Raw genomic sequence first — 16,507 nt, 5'->3', positions numbered from 1 at the left:
CCCTATTTAGGGTCATTTAACCAATCACGGGCGAATTCCACGTTGTCCAGCCCGGCAAATCGTCGGACTCGGTCGAGCTCTGACTGCAACCTTTTGGTTCTGGCATCGGACCAGCGAACGGATCGTTCCGGCCATAAGGCGCTGATTTGCAGCGCCCCGCAATCCCGGTTGGCTTTCATGTCAATCCGCCCGATCAATCGGTCGCCCTCAAGCAACGGGAACACATAGTAACCGTAAGTGCGCTTTGGGGCAGGTACAAAAACCTCGATGCGATAGTGAAAGCCGAACAACCGTTCGGCACGGTTACGGTCGCGCAGCATGGGATCAAATGGGCTAAGGACCCGAATGCGGCCTGGGGGACGGGGTGCAACCTCTGCATCCTCGGAAATGTTTGGTCGGGCGATCACTTTGCGCAGCTTGCCGTCCGCGCAGGTCACCTCAATCTCTTCCAATTTTCCCTGAATTAGACCCTGTTCACACCAGAATTTTGCCTCGCTTGTCGTGACAGTGTCCCAAAACGCAGCCAATTCGCCCGAGGTTGCAAACCCCAACCGATCAAGCGCCGCGTTGCACAGCCAATCCACCGTCTCCTCGGCATCACAGGGCATATTGCCCAGGCAAAGATGCGTTTCGATCACCCGCTCAGTCAGATCATAGCGCTTTTGAAATCCTTGCCGCCCTATGACCGTCAGTGCGCCCGAACGCCAAAGAAACTCCAGCGCCGTTTTTGACGGATGCCAGTCCCACCAGCCGCCGGACCCCTTTTTCTCGTCCTTGCCAACATCGGACGAGGATACTGGCCCGTGATCCCGGATATGTTGCAGAACGGTTTCAAATCGCTGCTCGAACCCGTCGCGGCGCCAGTTTTTCCATCGGGACTTCAGCAGATCTGCATCGCGCTGAAACCGCAAATGCCAGTGCGGATAAAACGCCATCGGAATGACAGCGGCGTCATGGGTCCAGTGTTCAAACAGCGCCTTGTCGCTTTCGTACAAGCGTTTGAGATTGCCTGCGCGATAGGATGGGCGCCGCGAAAACAGGATCATGTCATGGGCGCGCGCAACCGTGTTGATGCTGTCCAATTGCACAAAGCCAAGACGATGGATCAGGTCCAGCAATTCCGCGCCTTTTGCGCCGCCCGATGGCGGCTCGGCCAATGCATGACGATCCATGAACAGCGCGCGAGCTGTTCGGTTGTCCAGCCGTTGCAGCGCCACGCGTTCAGCGCCGCTTTAGGGTGTCGCCAAAGCTGATCTTGGGGGTCAGGGTCACACGCGTGTCGACCTCGGCATTGGGATCAGCCAATTGCGCCGCGATGATCTCTGCGGCTGTGCGTCCGATCTCCAACCTGCAGGCGTCCATTGTGGCCAGCTTGCGCGGCAGACCCTGCAAAAGCTCGACGTTATTGAACCCGGCCAGGCCGATCTGTCCCGGCACATCAATACCCTGATCCAGCAAATACAGCAGCCCACCTGCACCGATCATGTCATTGGAGTAATAGAGGAAATCCAGATCGGGGGACCGTTCCAGCATGGTCTGGGTCATCTCACGCCCTTTGGCCAGAGCCGATCCACCAGAGTAGAATTCGCGATCCTCGATCTCAACCCCGTGTTTGCCCAGAACTTCGGTGAAGCCTTCGAACCGTTTGCGAGCCCGGTGATCCAGCGGCATTTTGGTGCCCATGAACCCGATATGCTCATATCCGGCCTTCAGGATCGCCTGCGCCATTTCGCGCCCGGCACGACGATGGGAAATCCCAACCATCGCGTCGACCGGTTTGCCGTCGGTGTCCATGATCTCGACCACTGGAATACCCGCGGAATCCAACATGGCGCGCGCGGCCTCGGTGTGTTCGAGGCCAGCAATGATCACTCCGGACGGCCGCCACGAGAGCATCTCGTACAGCACTTTTTCTTCTTTTTCCGGCATATAGTCGGTGACGCCCACAACCGGTTGCAACTCGGTGTCTTCCAGCACCTGATTGATACCTGTCAGAACCTCGGGGAAGACCATGTTCGACAGCGAGGGGATAATCACCGCCACCAAATTCACCCGGCTAGATGCCAATGCGCCCGCGATTTTGTTTGGTACATACCCCAGCTCTTTCGCGGCGGCCAAGACGCGGGTGCGCGTGGCGTCCGAAACATCGCCCCTGTTGCGCAGAACCCGACTGACCGTCATTTCCGACACTCCGGACGCTTCCGATACATCACGAAGGGTAAGCGGGCGTTTGGTTTCTGTTGTCACTGAGGCACCTGCGATGTTGTTTTGCCCGATGGTAGCGTGAACAGCGCAAGTTTTACAACCGTCGCGCAAAGGTCATGACAAGGTTGAAAAACCCGGCTAAAGAGAGCGTCGCGCGGCCCCGTGGCTCAACTGGATAGAGCAGCCCCCTCCTAAGGGGCAGGTTGCAGGTTCGAATCCTGCCGGGGTCGCCAAAAACACCTGAAAAATATGGCTTATTTGCAAGGGGTTCTGCAGAAGCTTGCAGAAACGCCCGTTTCGTTTTCTGCCGAATTCTCCGAAAACGACCGAAATCTCGTACAAAACCTGTACAAAATTCGCGCGTTTGTGCGTATTTCGGTGGCCAATCATGAGCCGCCATAGCTTTGATCCCGAAATCGCCGGGCGTGTGGGTCTCAATGCAGCGGTGATTTTCCAAAACATCACCTTCTGGATCGAGAAGAACCAAGCCAATCGCCGCAACCTTCGAGACGGGCGGTATTGGACTTACAATTCGATCTCGGCCTTTGGTGAGTTGTTCCCCTATCTGAGCGAAAAGCAGATCCGAACAGCGCTCGAAAAGCTGGTCAGCGCAGAGCTGCTAATCAAGGGCAATTTCAGCGATGATCGTTATGATCGGACCTGCTGGTATGCCCTAGGCAACTCCATTTTCCCAAATGGGCAAATGGATCCGACCGAAAGGGAAATTGATGCATTTGCCCCTGAGGGCAAGCCATCTGCCCCAGAGGGCAAATCCTATGAGAACAGATATAAACCATATCAAAAACCAAATCCTTCGCACGCGAAGGCGGCGGTTGAGGATGAGGTTTCTGAAAGGATTTTGTCGGCCTATCCGGAGGATCGCATTCGCGGCAAAGCGGTTTGCCTTTCGCAGATCCGCCAAGCCCTGGCCGACGGTGTGGACGCGAAAGACCTCGAGGACGCCGTGCGGGCATATGCGAGCGAGAGCGAAGGATTCACTCGATCCAAGGTGTGCTTCTCCGACAATTGGTTCAGCACTGGCCGTTGGTTGAAATACCTTCACGACGTTGAGGAGGCGCGGGAAGCGGGCAAGGCAAAAGAGGTGGAATTGCTGAAAGGCTTGGCCGACTGGGTCACGGACCGCCATCCACTGTGCCGCCACATCACACCCGGCCAAGTGACAGCCTTGCTGGCTGCAAAGCTTGTCAGCCCTGCTGAAATCGAAGCGGCGGGGCTCAGAGCATGAGTGCGACCGATCCCCACAAAGAGCAGAGAGCAAGGTTACCCACCGATTACATCGGCGGGACTTGTGAGGGGCGGCAAGCCTCCCCTTCAAACCCCAACCAGACGCGCGCAAGCAACGTCAAAGAGGGCCTTTCCGAGAGCGTGATCTTTCGATGCACCCCGTCGGAAAAGGCAGCGCTTGTGGCCAAAGCGCGCGCCGCTGGCCTGCCCAATGCCACGCTGATGCGAGAGGCCTTGGGGCTGGTCGAGGCACGTCGTCGCAAGCTCGTCCCTCGCGTTGATCCGAAGTTGACCTTTGCGATTGCCCGTGTCGGCGGCAACCTCAATCAACTGTCACGCTGGATCAACGGCGCGGTCAAATCTGGTCGCGCGAGCCAGATCGACACGCTTAAGGTCGCGACGCAGCTGGTGGCCATCGAACGGCAGTTGGCGCAGATCGTGGCGGCACACACAGGCGGTAACTGCGTATGATCATCTCATTCTTCTCTACCGGCACAGGCGGCGGTGCGGCCCCCGTAGACTACCTGACAGCGCGTGAAGTTCTGGCCTATGACGAGAACCGCAATCTGATCCGCGACGACAACGGCCAGCCGCAAACCAAGCTCCGCGACCCGCTGCCCGAGGTGCTGCACGGCAACCCCGACCAAACCCGCGACCTGATCGACGCGAGCCCCAACAGGTGGAGCTACACGGCAGGCGTGATCAGCTTTGCCGATAGCGATGATCCCAGTCCCGACGCCCAGCAAGAGGCCATTGAGCTATTTGAGGCTCTGGCCTTTGCTGGACTGGACAGGGATCAATATGATTGCCTTTGGGTGCGCCACTCGCATGAAGGCAACATCGAGCTGCACTTCTGCACGCCACGCCTTGAGCTCAGCACCGGCAAGGCACTGAACATCGCGCCGCCAGGGCATGAGAACGCATTTTCCAGCCTGCGCGATCTTTTGAACAAGAGGCTCGGTTGGGCAGACCCTTTGGACCCAGAACGCGCCCGCGAAGTGAGGGCAACGAGTGAAGCACCGACGCGCGCGCAGGGTCGCGAAGCGCTGCACGATTGGATCCTCGATCAGATCAGCGTCGGCATTATCACGGATCGCGCCAGCATGATCGATGCTTTGGCCGATGCGGGCTTCGAGATCCCCCGCACCAGCAAAAACTACATCACCGCCAAAGACCCCGACACCGGTGAGCGCTGGCGTTTGAAAGGAGAGATTTTCCATGACGACTGGCAAGCCGAATCGCCTCGCCGAGAAATTGAACGCGGACCTGGAGACGATTCGGCGCGACCACGCCGCCTTGATGGAGTCTCAGCTGGAGAGCTTCAGGAGCGATTTCAGCAGCATTGCGACCAGCGCGCTGCATACAATCGAGACCGATATCAGGTTCTTTCTCAGCGACAGCAAGAGCGAGTTGGAGAGGCGGAGCGAGACGATCCGCCGCTGGTTGACGATCTCCCCCTGGGTGATCGTGGCGATGGCCTCAGTCTGGATCGTGACGGTACTGATCACGAGTTGGTTTTGGACGGGTTTGATCTCGCATTCGGAGATGACGGAACTTGGCCTGACACGGATCGAGCAGGCCGGGCAGACATGGGTGGCGCTGGACCAGAGCCGGACCGATTTAAAAACCTGCACGATCGCGGGGACGCCGATCATCTGCATCAAGATCAAGGAACCTTAGATGACAAAGACCCTGACAGCATTGGAACGCGAATTGCTCACATCCGTCGAACGGTTGGTGACGGCCTGCGAGAGCTCAGCCAAGGAATTGCACGCCTTGGAGAAACGCTCGACCAGCAGGATCGAAAGCAAGGTGAATGGATTGGCGCATTGCGTGGCGCTATTGATGAAATCACATCTCACGTCCGTCACCACATTGGCCGACTTGCTGCGCGAGGAGCAGAATTACGACACGCTTCAGGTGGGATTACAGACCAGCTGGAAACTAGCGAAAGACGCCGAGAAGCGGCTGAACGAGAGCTAGATGCCCGCATTAATCACCGTAGCGGTCACTCGCTTTAATCTTACTGCAAGTGTTAGCGCGTTTAGGAGATCTGTAGCGGCATTCCTAAACGCGTTCTGCAGCATTCAGCGACATGCCTGCAATGTACTCCATGGATGCACATGCGGGAAAACCAGCCATTCAGGCCCTCGGGGTTGTACGACCGTGTTGCGGACAAAACCGACCTAGAAATCGCCGAGGTCAATGGCTGCTTTCGAAATACTGCGCCTGCAGAAAAAAGCACCGTGGGCGAAAAGGAGACCTACGCTGCGGAACGCACCAAAGTCCGAATTGGAGTGTTCGCGCCTTAGGGAAACGTGTGAATTGGCCTAATTGGGCACGGTGAAACGTGTTAGCTAAGGCTCAAGTGGCTGTGTAAAATTGGCGACGTTAGCTGCATCCCATATTGCCTAAAAATTCCAGCTAACCTTAATTCCTCCACCGAACTCTTCACCATAAGTGTTGATTGTGTATACAAGGCCGGCGGATACGTCCCACGCACTACCGGGTGCGGCCCGAAGACCAAGGCCAACGGACAGTGAATCCGGCCCGCGATGTGTGCCAACGAACGATTGGGAAACTCCGGGTGTGGAGGCAAAGCCGGCGTTGATACCATGCGTTCTTTGTGAGGAAGCGAGGAAATCGTGCTCGTAGCGCGCAAATCCGATTGGGATAAGTCCGCCGCCAAACTCCGGCCCGGAAAAATTCAACCCGACACTTGCGACGAGGCTTTCTGCAGAAGTATCGTAAACCTTTAGAGCTGTAGATGCATCACCAGTTTCAGTGAAACCATCCTGACTATAATGGGCATAGCCCAATCCAAATTCAGGTGCGAAACTAAATGCTCCTAATGGTTGCCAACCATTGTATTCGGCACGAACGGCGGCTTCGATTGTGCGGCTGCTATAATCTGCATTGTGCGTATTTGCGCCACTCCCAGTGATGGCTGTGCGTGTGCCATCCGTCTGTGCCCAAGACATACCGGCCATCCCTGTTAGCGACCAGTCGTCAACATCGTAGGCACCGTATGCACCGAGGTGAAATGCGGTGGATGAAAGATCCGACGCAAAGGCGGACGTATGTTCATCCAAAGAATACGTGCCATAGCCAACATATGCGCCGATCCGCCCTTCCGCAGAACTCCACAGGTCAGAGCCCAAAATAATTTCTCCCAGATTGTAACCGAAACCAGCAAGATTACCGTCTGAATCCACAGTACCCTCGGAAATTGCCGCATCAATCCAAAAGCGCCGACCGTCATCCGTGAAGCCTTCGGTTCGTCCATCGGCTACACCCGTTCCTCGGGCATTCGACAAAACCATATTACGACGTAAGTCGCTGTGCTCCAACGCCACGGTTATGTAAGATGCGTAGATTTCAGGGTGAAGCGTTTCAACTTGCTGTAGATCCGCATGCGTCAAGGTCTTGTTGCTGTTCACAACCAGATTTCCGTAATTCATCGTGTTGGTCGTGCCCGTGGCAATCAATGGGTGATTCAGCAAACCAATATCCACAAAAGAAATGTCCACACGGTCATCAGCCACCGGATTGTTCACAATGGTATAGACAAGATTTGCAGGCAGATCAGAGCCAGCGGCACTAAGCTGTGTGGCCGTTGCTGCCATCGGGGCCGCGTCAAAACCTTGTACATTGGACGTCAGGTCCGGATTATTGTCCGCCCTCGCAACAGTGTAAATACCGCTGTTTCCCCCTGTGATGTAGTCTGCGGAAACTGCCGTCGGATCAGTGGCAAAAGGAATGAAAAAAACTGTATCGAAGCCTGTCAGTTGTGAGGTAGGCGATCCACCAACATTGGCAACAAGCTCCCCAGCGTAAGTGATGACTCCCGGGACGCAAACGCCGCCAATGCATTCTCCGGCAGGGCTGATGCCAACCAAAACTTGGTTGGTGCCTGCAAATTCAAGGTTTTGTGCATTCAACACCACCGATTGCAATCCAGGTGACACGCCGCCGCTTCCTGCGCCCAACGGCGATGCTGAGACCAGATCGATTGTGCTGTTCGTAAATCGCGCAACGTCAATGCCATCGGCGACCCCAAAGTCGCCAAAACTGGAACGCGTTCGCAGTGTACCGGAGTCAACGATCAGTCTGTCGAGGTTGTTGTAGAATTGGAAACGGTCGTAAAACGTACCACCGTTCTGAACTCTGAGGTCAAGCCATGCGTCGGGTACGTCTGTTCTTACCGTATAGCCGGTTGTGTCCAAAGTGCCGCCGTCAATCCATACCTGGTCGACTTGCAGGCCGCGCCCCAGGTTATTCGCACCGGTCGAGGTTATTGTCGTCGTGCCAGCGCCAACTTCCAATAACACGGCTTGCGGGTTGGCAGAGGCTCCCAATACAGCCGCTTCCGCACTTCCAAAGTTCAAAGTACTGTCGCCGCTAAACGATAGGGTGCTGCGTACGCCATTGCGTTGCTCGATGCGCAGTGTACCGCCATTTTCAAGTGAAACCGTACTGTTGTTGAAAACGGGTGCCGTTAGGCGAAGTTCGGAGGACAAGCCATCCACCGTAACATTGCCGCCATTCACCGTGGACTGTGGCAAGCCGGAGCCCACGTTACTGAGCAGCCCTAAAACGGAGTTTTTTTCGACTACCAGGTTTGCCCCTGAGCCAACTGTCAGATTCCCTTCGGTGCGCGGCGTGATTGCCGTTCCATCGAATGTTAGATTCGCGCCATCGTCGACCACCACCGACAAACGGTTCAAGTTCGTTGACTGATTGCCAAGTTGGAGGAGGTTGTCGCCTGTTTCAGCGCGAATGACAGGCGTGCCGCCACGCGGTGCTGCCATGAACAAGTCTGTGCTGTCCTCAAACGTCAGCGAGGCATTGCGCAGCGCCAAAACGCCGCCGCGCCCAACGGATCCATCCCCTATCAGCAGGTAACTAATTTGACCCGTGTGTGCTCCATCATCGCTTGCGCCATCTCTCAGCGTTACAGCAGTATTTTCAAGGGTAAGCCGGTCAAACTCCAACTCAACGACTGTATTGCTTGGGACGGTATTTTCTGTTGGTATATCATACGCGGTGATTTCTAAGGCTGTTTTCCCGCCGTCAGTTCGCGCAGAGCCGAAATAGGTATTCGCCCAACTGCTATTAAGCCCCCTTGTAAAACTTACGTTGCCGGCAAACCTCAGATGCCCCCCACGCGCAGAATTTGCAATCCAGTCGGAATCAAAAACCAGCCCATCATGCGATCCAATTATTGGATTGATCAAGCGGTTCGCGGGGTTTAACCCCAATAAAAGACTTGCATCAACAAGCGTTCGTGCGCAGCCCAAACTCAAGCCTGGCTCGGAAGCGACAGAGCAGTAGCCCTGCGCCGACGCCGTTGAAGCGCCCACGAGTTGAATGGTTGCAAGCGCGCAAGAGGTCAAAAGACCTGTTCTGAGTTTACTAGCCATTTGAAGTTCCTTTGCGCCCAACTTGATTTAAACATTTCCAAAATAACATCGTATACATTCACAGAGTCATAACGCTGCCTATTTCCGGTCAACAAAATTGCGAAACCGATTCATTTTTGGATTAACCGCTGCAACCTTACACAGCTTTTTCAGCTATTAGGCTCCGTCAACTATTAGGCTCCGTCAATTGAAAAATGACACCATCCAATCCGTTGTTCTGTCACTTTTTCAGTTCTCGCGACGCCAGCTTGGATCGAGAGCGATCAAATTTTTCATTGTTCCCGTGCCATGGGCCGCGCCGTAAAGCACTATGACACTACTCTGTGCTTCATTGATCGCCCTCGCTAAGTGCCAGTTTCTCTGATCGATTGTGACATTGGTAAGTTGCGTGACATCCGCAGTTGGCATGACGAACTCCTCAATTGGTACGGTGAGGTTCTCGTCACTGATGTCAAGCGGACCAACCAAATTCTCGTAGGCGTCTGCCAGCTCGGCCGGAGTCAGATCGACGTTGACGTCTCTGCCACCCGGAAAACCCAAGAACATCGCGTTATCCTGCCCTATCAAGCCGTCAGATGCATTCTGCGCATAAAATGCTGGTGTGGGAATGATACCATACATAGCCCTGATCCTACGCTTGTCTGCGAGGGTCGCTGCTTCGAAGTCGATGAACTCATAGAAAAGGTCGCTACCCTGCGCTTTAAGACGCTTCACCTCGCCAGCCACCGCCTCATAAAACGCGGGCTCGGCTTGGTGAATCATAGGAATAAAATGAAGAGACCGAGTTCCGTTGGAGAACGTGAACACTCTGGCGCTGGAGGCAGTACCGTCTATGTAGAACTGGCCTTCCGTCAGCGTCTCGATTTCGCCCCCGGGCCCTTCTTGCACCCCCTCCAGAGTGAGGTGACCTGACGCGTTTGCGCAAACCGCCGCCAAAAAGAACGCGATGCCGGCGGCCAGTCGTAGTCGAAGAGACTTCATGTGAAACCTTCCATATCTTCATCCAAAGCTCGGATATTATGCTAAACAGCGCCGGTAAATTAGTCACTCATTTCCGAATCTGATGATGCATTGTCGTCGGAGTTTTGGTTGGCCTTGCTGCCGCTTTGGGCGCAAAATATTTAGACAGCTATCACGAATGTCCCCAAAGTGAATGCTTGGCCATTTCAATCCTAAAGCCAGTCCAATTTAGAAGGTGTGATGCTCTCAATTTGGTTGAATATCTGACTTACTTAGAGCGTCTGCTACGGACGCAGCGCCGAGAACCATAATGTTGCTAGAAGACGACGCCCATCCCACGATGGATACATCACTGTCCTGAAATGCCGCAATGTCGGATTCGAAACCCAGTGTTTGCCCGCCGTGGCCCCAGAGACCGGTGGTCTTTTCCACAAGTCCAATTCCGTAAAGCGGCACAGTCAAACTCCCAACCCACAAGGTATCTTGCATCACGGCCAGTGTTTGAGGTGAGTTGAAAAGTTCACCACCTACGAGCGCGTCAATAAAGATGTGCATGTCCTCGATAGTAGAAATTACAGCGCCAGCAGCCCAACCTTGGGACATGTTCCATTTCGAGGTTTCATAGTCAAAGGGAGCTTCGAGATACGCTCGCGGCAAACCAAACTCGGGGAGCGGGACGTCGTTCCAGAAGAAAGTATCCCCCATGCCCAACGGAGCAAAGATACGAGTTTCGAATATGTCGGCGAGTGGTTTGTCTTCGATTTTTTCAATAATGAGTCCAATAAGGATGTATCCCGTATGGCTATAAGCCCAGGCATCTTCTGTTCCGGGTGCAAAGGTCGGCGAGCCATGATCGACCGCAAACTGCACAAGCTCTAGCGGACTGAAACCGGCTGTAAGCGCGACAGGATCAGTCAACCCGGCCTCCATGATGCCCGGTGTGCCGTCGGGCGCGTTGTCTGTATAGCTGAAGATACCGGAGGTGTGCTGGGCGAGTTGGCGCAAGGTGATCCTATTGCCCTCCGGCAATTGCCGCGCAATTTCAGGCAGATGACTTGAGAGCAGATCATCAAGCGATAGCTTCCCTTCTTCTTGCAACTGGAGGAGCACGGCTGCCGTCATCATTTTCGTGTTGCTGCCAATTTGAAATGGCATTTGACAGTCAATGGTAATCGAAGCATCCGGGTCGGCTAGGCCCACTGACTTGGCATAACGCCAACCGGTAGATCTCACAGAGAGAACGGCACCGGGTGCAGTGCCAAAGGCCAACCCATTGGGAGAAGTCAAATCGACCGCTGAAGACAGCAGTGCGTCGAGGGCCTCTGTGACGGCTTCGGGCGCATTCGTTTCTATCGCGCATGTGCCGAATTCCGCAGCGACAGCCGGCAATCCAACCAATGAAGTCGTTGCCAGCGCGATCGCCCCAAATGGCCTAACCAAAAATCGGCAAACTCGTCTAAAAAGACTCTTAATTACATCTGAATTCTGTGGAATGTACATTCTTTGCGGCCTCCGTTCGCAACAAGATCAAGCCCCAGACCTATCCGGAAGCATATCAACCAAAGCCGATGCTCGCATAGTCGGCTTTCGCAGGAGAGTTACAAAACTCGGCTTTTGCCTCCTTAGATCCAACAATCACGTGCGCGAACGATTGGCTTGTCGGCATCCAAGTCACGATGGCCCGAAGTCGGCGGTCGAACACCAACGAAGATTCTATTTGCGCCGCTTAACCAAAAGCGAAACAAATATCAAAATCAATCCCAGTGCAGCCAGTATGAAAGTCAGGGGAAGGAAAAAGCTCTCCTGCAGGACACCGTTTGCATCTACATCGCCATAAAAAGCTGTCTCAGACAACCATGACAAGCCGGCGAGAACCAGAGCTATAAATCCTGAAATACGAAGTTTAGAATCCATGATGAACTTTCCAATCTGTATTAATTTTGGATACGAGACAGCTACGCTATTGGGGTACCTTTCGATCAGTTGGTGTTTCGATCGAGTAGTGATTTTAGTTTTTCGGCCTGTCCATTAGACAACGCCAAGATGAAGCTCGTGCCCTGGATCGCACCGGCGATTTGCACAGAGTTGACCAATTGGCCACCAATACGAATGTCCATATTCTTACCAATAGATTGCTCTGTGAAGGCAGCCAGAGGGCTTGCGATCTCAGGTGTCAACTCAAGTCGAACCTGCGACTGCCCATCCTCCCCGCGTTGAATCTCTAGTTCGACAACATCATTTTGAGTGACCCTGATCGGCCCCAGCCAAAGCGCTGCGTTTTGCTGTTCAACGACGCAAATAGGGTGCTGTCCGGGATTTTGCCCCCCGCCAAGATCAAGGCACACATCATTATATTGTGCCTTCTGAAAATTGAGCCCAGCCCAGAACGACATAGCTCCAATCACTATGGCCGCCGCGACGATCATCAAATTATTCTTTGTCATTCGCAGGCCCTCAAAAAGGTTCTCAGTTGCCCCAGAGTCAATAAGTCTTCGCCACATTGGAGGTGCGAATTGCGGCAAGGTTCAGCAACATTATCTAAGGCGCACATCATAGTCACGCAAGCTTGCCTGAGGGCCGGATGCTTCAACCGCCCCCTTAGCAATCAGGTACTGAAGCCTGCCGGACAGAAACACATCATTCAACAAGTTGTTTTCATCGCAACGCCCCATCGCCGTTCCGACAACACGTGCAGCAGAAACCCAGTCTTTTGAACAACAGGCCAACAACAGGCTGTCATAGTAATCCGCGGGAACATCGGCGATCTTGCCTGCTTCCCATTTACGCAGTGTCGCTCCGCTGTCTCGCTGATGCAGAAAATCAGAAGACAGCGCTGCTTTTGTCATAGAGTCTACCGCTTCTCGTTGATCAAAAAGGCTCGCCAGTAAAGCCGGGGTTTGCGGACCAATATAGGGCAGTGACTTTAGACCCGTCTTGCCAACGCGCATCACCGGCCCTCTGAAATCGCGCAGACTATAACAAGCCATCCCGAGAAAGGTCTTTTCCGACGCATTCTCGCCGGCCCAAATGCAAACTTCTGGCGCAAGATCCTGCGCCAAGTGGACTGAGAGGCTGTCGAAATCGGCCAATGAAGGAACCGGGTCCTCAGGCACCTGGCCATAGTTTTGGAAAAGCGCTCCGAAATATGCCGCCCGCGCTTGTTTGTCGTTCAAAGGCCCGTGGCTCAGGTCATCATCGAACACATGAACGTGCCCTGTCAGGCCGTAAGTTGCAACTGCCGCGCGCAGACACCCTCCCGCACTTCCTCCCAAAACCAGATGTATGTATGCGGGCTGTATCATTGTTTACCTTTGACTTTAAAACACGATTGGATTGTCAGGCTACACGTCCCGGCGTGAGGACACGCTGCTTGAAGTAAATCACTTTCCGCGCGGTTTCCCAGTCTGAATATTTTTAATTTGAACAAAAAGCTTGCCGCGCCACAGCCTAATTGTAACTCTAATAACGTGAGAAATAGGGCTGCCAAAGTAAAACGAGGAGTTTAAGAATGGGTTTCACGCAATCGGTCAAGACCTGCCTGTCCAAGTATGTCGTGTTTTCGGGCCGCGCGCAGAGATCAGAGTATTGGTGGTTTGTTCTGTTCGTTGTCCTGGTCAGCGTCGGGTTGGCGGTACTCAGTTCGGTCCTTTTTGGCACTGATCCGGAAACAGGACAGGGATCGAACTTGCTGAATTCGGTTTTCCAGTTGGCGATCTTGCTACCCTTGCTTGCTGCGGGATGGCGTCGTTTACATGATACAGGCCGTCCTGGATGGTATCTTCTCCTTCCAATGGCCTTCAGTATCGCAACGATGTTCATGCTGCTGACCGGGGTTGCAGTTTTTTCAGCGCTCGAAACTGGCGTTGAAGACCCTGAGACTTTGAGAGGACCAGCAGCCTTTCTTGGTGCAACCGGTTTGATGGTCATGTACGCGATTCAACTTGGCCTTTCGGTCTTGATGATTTGGTGGCTTTCTCGACCTTCGCAAGAGGGCACGAATGCTTATGGAGCACAGTCGTAAGCGGGTGATCAATCGCCTTTACCTCTACACCGCATGACGGTTATCACCCCAGAAATCGGGGATTTTTAGGAGTTAAGAATGAAGAACACTTTCCTTTCTGGGTGTCTACTGTTTTGCATATCCGCTGCACCTGCATTTGCTGAATGGGGATTTAGCGGTGGCCAGACCCCAAATGCGTTTATTCAGACCGGCGACATGACGCTGGAATTGCAATGTGACCGATTGCGCTTTGCACCTGCCGGGTATCCCGACAGCGAAGATATCGTCGGGAAGCAAAGCCTTTCAATTCGGTTTATGAAAAATGGCTCGACAGAAGTCGGATCTTTCCAAGCGGGTCAAGGGAACGCCACCCTGCGGATTGTCGATAACTATCCTGTCGAAGTTGTGTTCCAAGACTCCGCTGACTACCAGTTCATTCTGGATCAGATTGCAGCCAACGCCGTCCTCAATCTATCCATGGCGGATCAAGATGTGAGCTATGGGCTTTTTGACCTTAAAGGGTCGGGCAAGGCTATTCGATCACTGCGGTCCTCTTGCGGTTCTGCACCCCAAGCAGGCAACAACACCATGGAGGCCCCAGAGGGGGTGGTGTACTGCGGCGGTGGCCAAGTAAAACGCCAGATCGAGTACCTGATCCTTGATAAAGCACAGGGCGAATGGGACGCTATCGTGACAGTCAACGGCGACACCACGCGTGCAATGACGGCCTATAGCTACTTTGGCAATGCACAGCCGCCACAAGGTTTTGTGGTCGCGTTGTTGGGAGAGGACCGGTCTGAGTTCCTCATCTTCAAAGATGGCAACAAGAACTGGCTCGAATACGGAGACTACCAATACAACCAGTGCAATTGACTTAGGGGCTCGGTGTCTTCCGGGCTCAAGTTTGGCCAGTCTCATTTCTTTTGCCGCGCCTTTAATTCATTCTACTAAAATGACTTCATTAAACCCAGAAAGGTAACAGACATGAACACAACATTTAAACTGGCTTCCTGCGTGATATTCGGCACTTTTTTGTCAGCATGCGTGGAAGATACTGGCTCTATGACGTCATCGCCTACTCCGGCAGACCAGGCTTGTCTAAATGCGGTTGCACAGTCGACCGGCAATAGCCAAGTGCGACTTTTGTCATCTGAGTTTTCTGAAGCGGGAACTTTGGTTACAGTTGGTGTTGGCCCAGATGCAGCACCCTGGGAGTGCATTGCCTATAGCGACGGAACGACCACCGGTATCACGTCTTTGACAAACGAGGGCAGCGCTTAAGGAAAAGGGTCACGTCGGTGGGCGTGACCCGAAACACCTTGTGGGCTGCAGAGTTTGTTTCAACAAACACATTGAAACAGCAAAGACCTTTGGGCAAATACCACGGTGCGACTGAGGGCAAAGGTAAGGGAAGTGCAATGATCTCATGGTTTTTTGTCTCTGGCTACAAACAGCGCAACTGGCCATTTTCTTGGGTAAAAGCTCTATTCATAAGCGCGCTGACTTTTTCCACGCCGGCTTGGTCACAAGATGTCTCTAGATTGCCTCCAGCCCTTCAACGAATAGTCGATGAAGCTAAGATGGCGTGCGCCGAAGTAAACAACGGCGAATTTGCACTGGAATGGGGAAGTGTACAGAGGATCGATCTAAACGGAGACTTGCGTAGCGACTGGGTCTTAAATGATTTTGGGTTTGCATGTTCAAGCGCTGCATCGCTCTATTGTGGGACGGGAGGGTGCATGTCCCATTTTCTCATCGAAGATAATGTTGCCACGCTTCTAAATCAGGGATGGGAAATGGTGACCATCGGCCCAAGTCGGGTGCTTGTTGCAGAGGTACACGGGTCACAATGCAATGGGATCGGCCCCACGCAGTGTTTTGTCGCAAGCGTATGGGACCCCGAGGAAAAAACCTGGCGCAGCGCTGAAGCAGAGTGGGAGTAGAAATGTTCAACGGATGCAAGCAAATCATTTGCGGGTTATGGATACTTCCCGCGGCACTCAGCTTGGCAGGGTGTATAGAAACGGCACCGGAAATCGCGATCAGCGAACCTGATCCGGACCTTGTTTTCGTCCGCGGCCACCGTGGGCCAGCAGATGACTGCAAGCTTGTCGGCGAAAGTGCATTCACAGCGGACTTCCTGGATGATGCGGCCGATCTCGTGGCGTGCCCCACCGGCAGCGCCTCTATGGAAAGCCTCATGGCCGAAACGGGCGCACAGATGGTCACACAGACAAACAGCTTCACACTTTTCAGCATTCCCTACCGCTAAGCCTCTCTGCCTCAGACCAATAACCCCGTCCTATTGCGCGACTGGCCAACTTCTATTGTCCACTCAAGACGCCGCAAACTTGAGCCGAAAGTTCGAAAAGTCCACTGACCGACGATTACACCAATGAAATGCTGCGCCGTGCACGAACGTCTCCTTCCGCGAGCCGCACCGCCGCATTGCCGAGGGGCGGTAATGTCGGCTAGGGGCCGTGATTTCCCCGGCAATTTTGACCGTATCCCGAAAGCGGACTTTAGCTGCATCACAGAAAATTGGTAAAATGGGCTCATACCGGACCTTAGCTGCGCGATACCTGAAGGACCGGAGAGCGGACAAAACGGTCATTCGCAAAACCGTGCCTTCTGTCGCCATAGGCCCATTCACGACCTTATGAACTCTGTCAAA

At 53.8% G+C, this 16,507-nt stretch carries 15 protein-coding genes and 1 tRNA gene; 8 read left to right on the top strand and 8 right to left on the bottom strand.

What is annotated here, in order from left to right; translation table 11 throughout:
* Positions 1-2: 2 nt before the first annotated feature.
* The gene (locus tag AC2FLJ_RS17235; RefSeq protein WP_496706906.1) at positions 3-1,217 is read right to left on the bottom strand and encodes a winged helix-turn-helix domain-containing protein; all 1,215 of its coding nucleotides are present in this window, start codon (positions 1,215-1,217) and stop codon (positions 3-5) included.
* Between the two features lie 4 nt (positions 1,218-1,221).
* The gene (locus AC2FLJ_RS17230; RefSeq protein ID WP_108860587.1) at positions 1,222-2,247 is read right to left on the bottom strand and encodes a LacI family DNA-binding transcriptional regulator; all 1,026 of its coding nucleotides are present in this window, start codon (positions 2,245-2,247) and stop codon (positions 1,222-1,224) included.
* 114 nt (positions 2,248-2,361) lie between these two features.
* Here AC2FLJ_RS17230 and AC2FLJ_RS17225 point away from each other — a divergent pair.
* The 4 genes from AC2FLJ_RS17225 (at position 2,362) to AC2FLJ_RS17210 (ending at position 5,471) form a co-directional block, all read left to right on the top strand.
* A tRNA-Arg gene (locus AC2FLJ_RS17225) sits at positions 2,362-2,438 on the top strand.
* A 155-nt stretch (positions 2,439-2,593) separates the two neighbouring features.
* The gene (locus tag AC2FLJ_RS17220) at positions 2,594-3,451 is read left to right on the top strand and encodes a hypothetical protein (RefSeq protein WP_496706905.1); all 858 of its coding nucleotides are present in this window, start codon (positions 2,594-2,596) and stop codon (positions 3,449-3,451) included.
* Positions 3,448-3,921 carry a plasmid mobilization protein gene (locus AC2FLJ_RS17215; protein WP_496706903.1) on the top strand — a complete coding sequence of 158 codons (474 nt, stop codon included), beginning with the start codon at positions 3,448-3,450 and terminating at the stop codon, positions 3,919-3,921. Before AC2FLJ_RS17220 ends, AC2FLJ_RS17215 begins: the two co-directional genes overlap by 4 nt.
* Positions 3,918-5,471, top strand: coding sequence for a relaxase family protein (locus AC2FLJ_RS17210; RefSeq protein WP_496706901.1), 1,554 nt, complete (start codon positions 3,918-3,920; stop codon positions 5,469-5,471). The genes AC2FLJ_RS17215 and AC2FLJ_RS17210 overlap by 4 nt, the downstream gene beginning before the upstream one ends.
* Before the next feature lie 390 nt (positions 5,472-5,861).
* Here the strand turns inward: AC2FLJ_RS17210 and AC2FLJ_RS17205 are convergent, their stop codons facing one another.
* From AC2FLJ_RS17205 to AC2FLJ_RS17180, 6 genes are all read right to left on the bottom strand, one after another.
* Positions 5,862-8,873 (bottom strand): autotransporter family protein, encoded by a 3,012-nt coding sequence (locus tag AC2FLJ_RS17205; protein ID WP_496706899.1) that lies wholly within the window; start codon positions 8,871-8,873, stop codon positions 5,862-5,864.
* A 228-nt stretch (positions 8,874-9,101) separates the two neighbouring features.
* Complete coding sequence (locus AC2FLJ_RS17200; RefSeq protein ID WP_496706898.1) at positions 9,102-9,854, bottom strand: hypothetical protein; 753 nt, start codon at positions 9,852-9,854, stop codon at positions 9,102-9,104.
* A 225-nt stretch (positions 9,855-10,079) separates the two neighbouring features.
* Positions 10,080-11,333: a serine hydrolase domain-containing protein gene (locus tag AC2FLJ_RS17195; protein WP_496706897.1), complete on the bottom strand. Its 1,254-nt coding sequence runs from the start codon at positions 11,331-11,333 to the stop codon at positions 10,080-10,082.
* A gap of 213 nt (positions 11,334-11,546) precedes the next feature.
* A complete protein-coding gene (locus tag AC2FLJ_RS17190; protein ID WP_496706895.1) occupies positions 11,547-11,747 on the bottom strand; it encodes a DUF3955 domain-containing protein in 201 nt (66 codons plus the stop codon).
* A gap of 65 nt (positions 11,748-11,812) precedes the next feature.
* Entirely contained in the window at positions 11,813-12,277 is a 465-nt protein-coding gene (locus AC2FLJ_RS17185) for a SecDF P1 head subdomain-containing protein (protein WP_496706894.1), read from the bottom strand.
* A gap of 90 nt (positions 12,278-12,367) precedes the next feature.
* Complete coding sequence (locus AC2FLJ_RS17180; protein WP_496706893.1) at positions 12,368-13,135, bottom strand: DUF1835 domain-containing protein; 768 nt, start codon at positions 13,133-13,135, stop codon at positions 12,368-12,370.
* A gap of 206 nt (positions 13,136-13,341) precedes the next feature.
* On the opposite strand from AC2FLJ_RS17180, the gene AC2FLJ_RS17175 reads away from it, so the two are divergent.
* From AC2FLJ_RS17175 to AC2FLJ_RS17160, 4 genes are all read left to right on the top strand, one after another.
* Complete coding sequence (locus tag AC2FLJ_RS17175) at positions 13,342-13,854, top strand: DUF805 domain-containing protein (protein WP_496706892.1); 513 nt, start codon at positions 13,342-13,344, stop codon at positions 13,852-13,854.
* 78 nt (positions 13,855-13,932) lie between these two features.
* Positions 13,933-14,706, top strand: a complete 774-nt coding sequence (locus tag AC2FLJ_RS17170; protein ID WP_496706891.1) for a hypothetical protein — start codon at positions 13,933-13,935, stop codon at positions 14,704-14,706.
* 425 nt (positions 14,707-15,131) lie between these two features.
* Positions 15,132-15,776 (top strand): hypothetical protein, encoded by a 645-nt coding sequence (locus tag AC2FLJ_RS17165; protein ID WP_496706889.1) that lies wholly within the window; start codon positions 15,132-15,134, stop codon positions 15,774-15,776.
* Between the two features lie 2 nt (positions 15,777-15,778).
* Positions 15,779-16,105: a hypothetical protein gene (locus tag AC2FLJ_RS17160; protein WP_496706887.1), complete on the top strand. Its 327-nt coding sequence runs from the start codon at positions 15,779-15,781 to the stop codon at positions 16,103-16,105.
* Positions 16,106-16,507 lie beyond the last annotated feature (402 nt).

The organism is Ruegeria sp. CDSA034 (genome assembly GCF_059612275.1).
The sequence above is the reverse complement of the archived record's forward strand: the minus strand, read 5'-3'. Positions and strand labels throughout refer to the sequence as shown.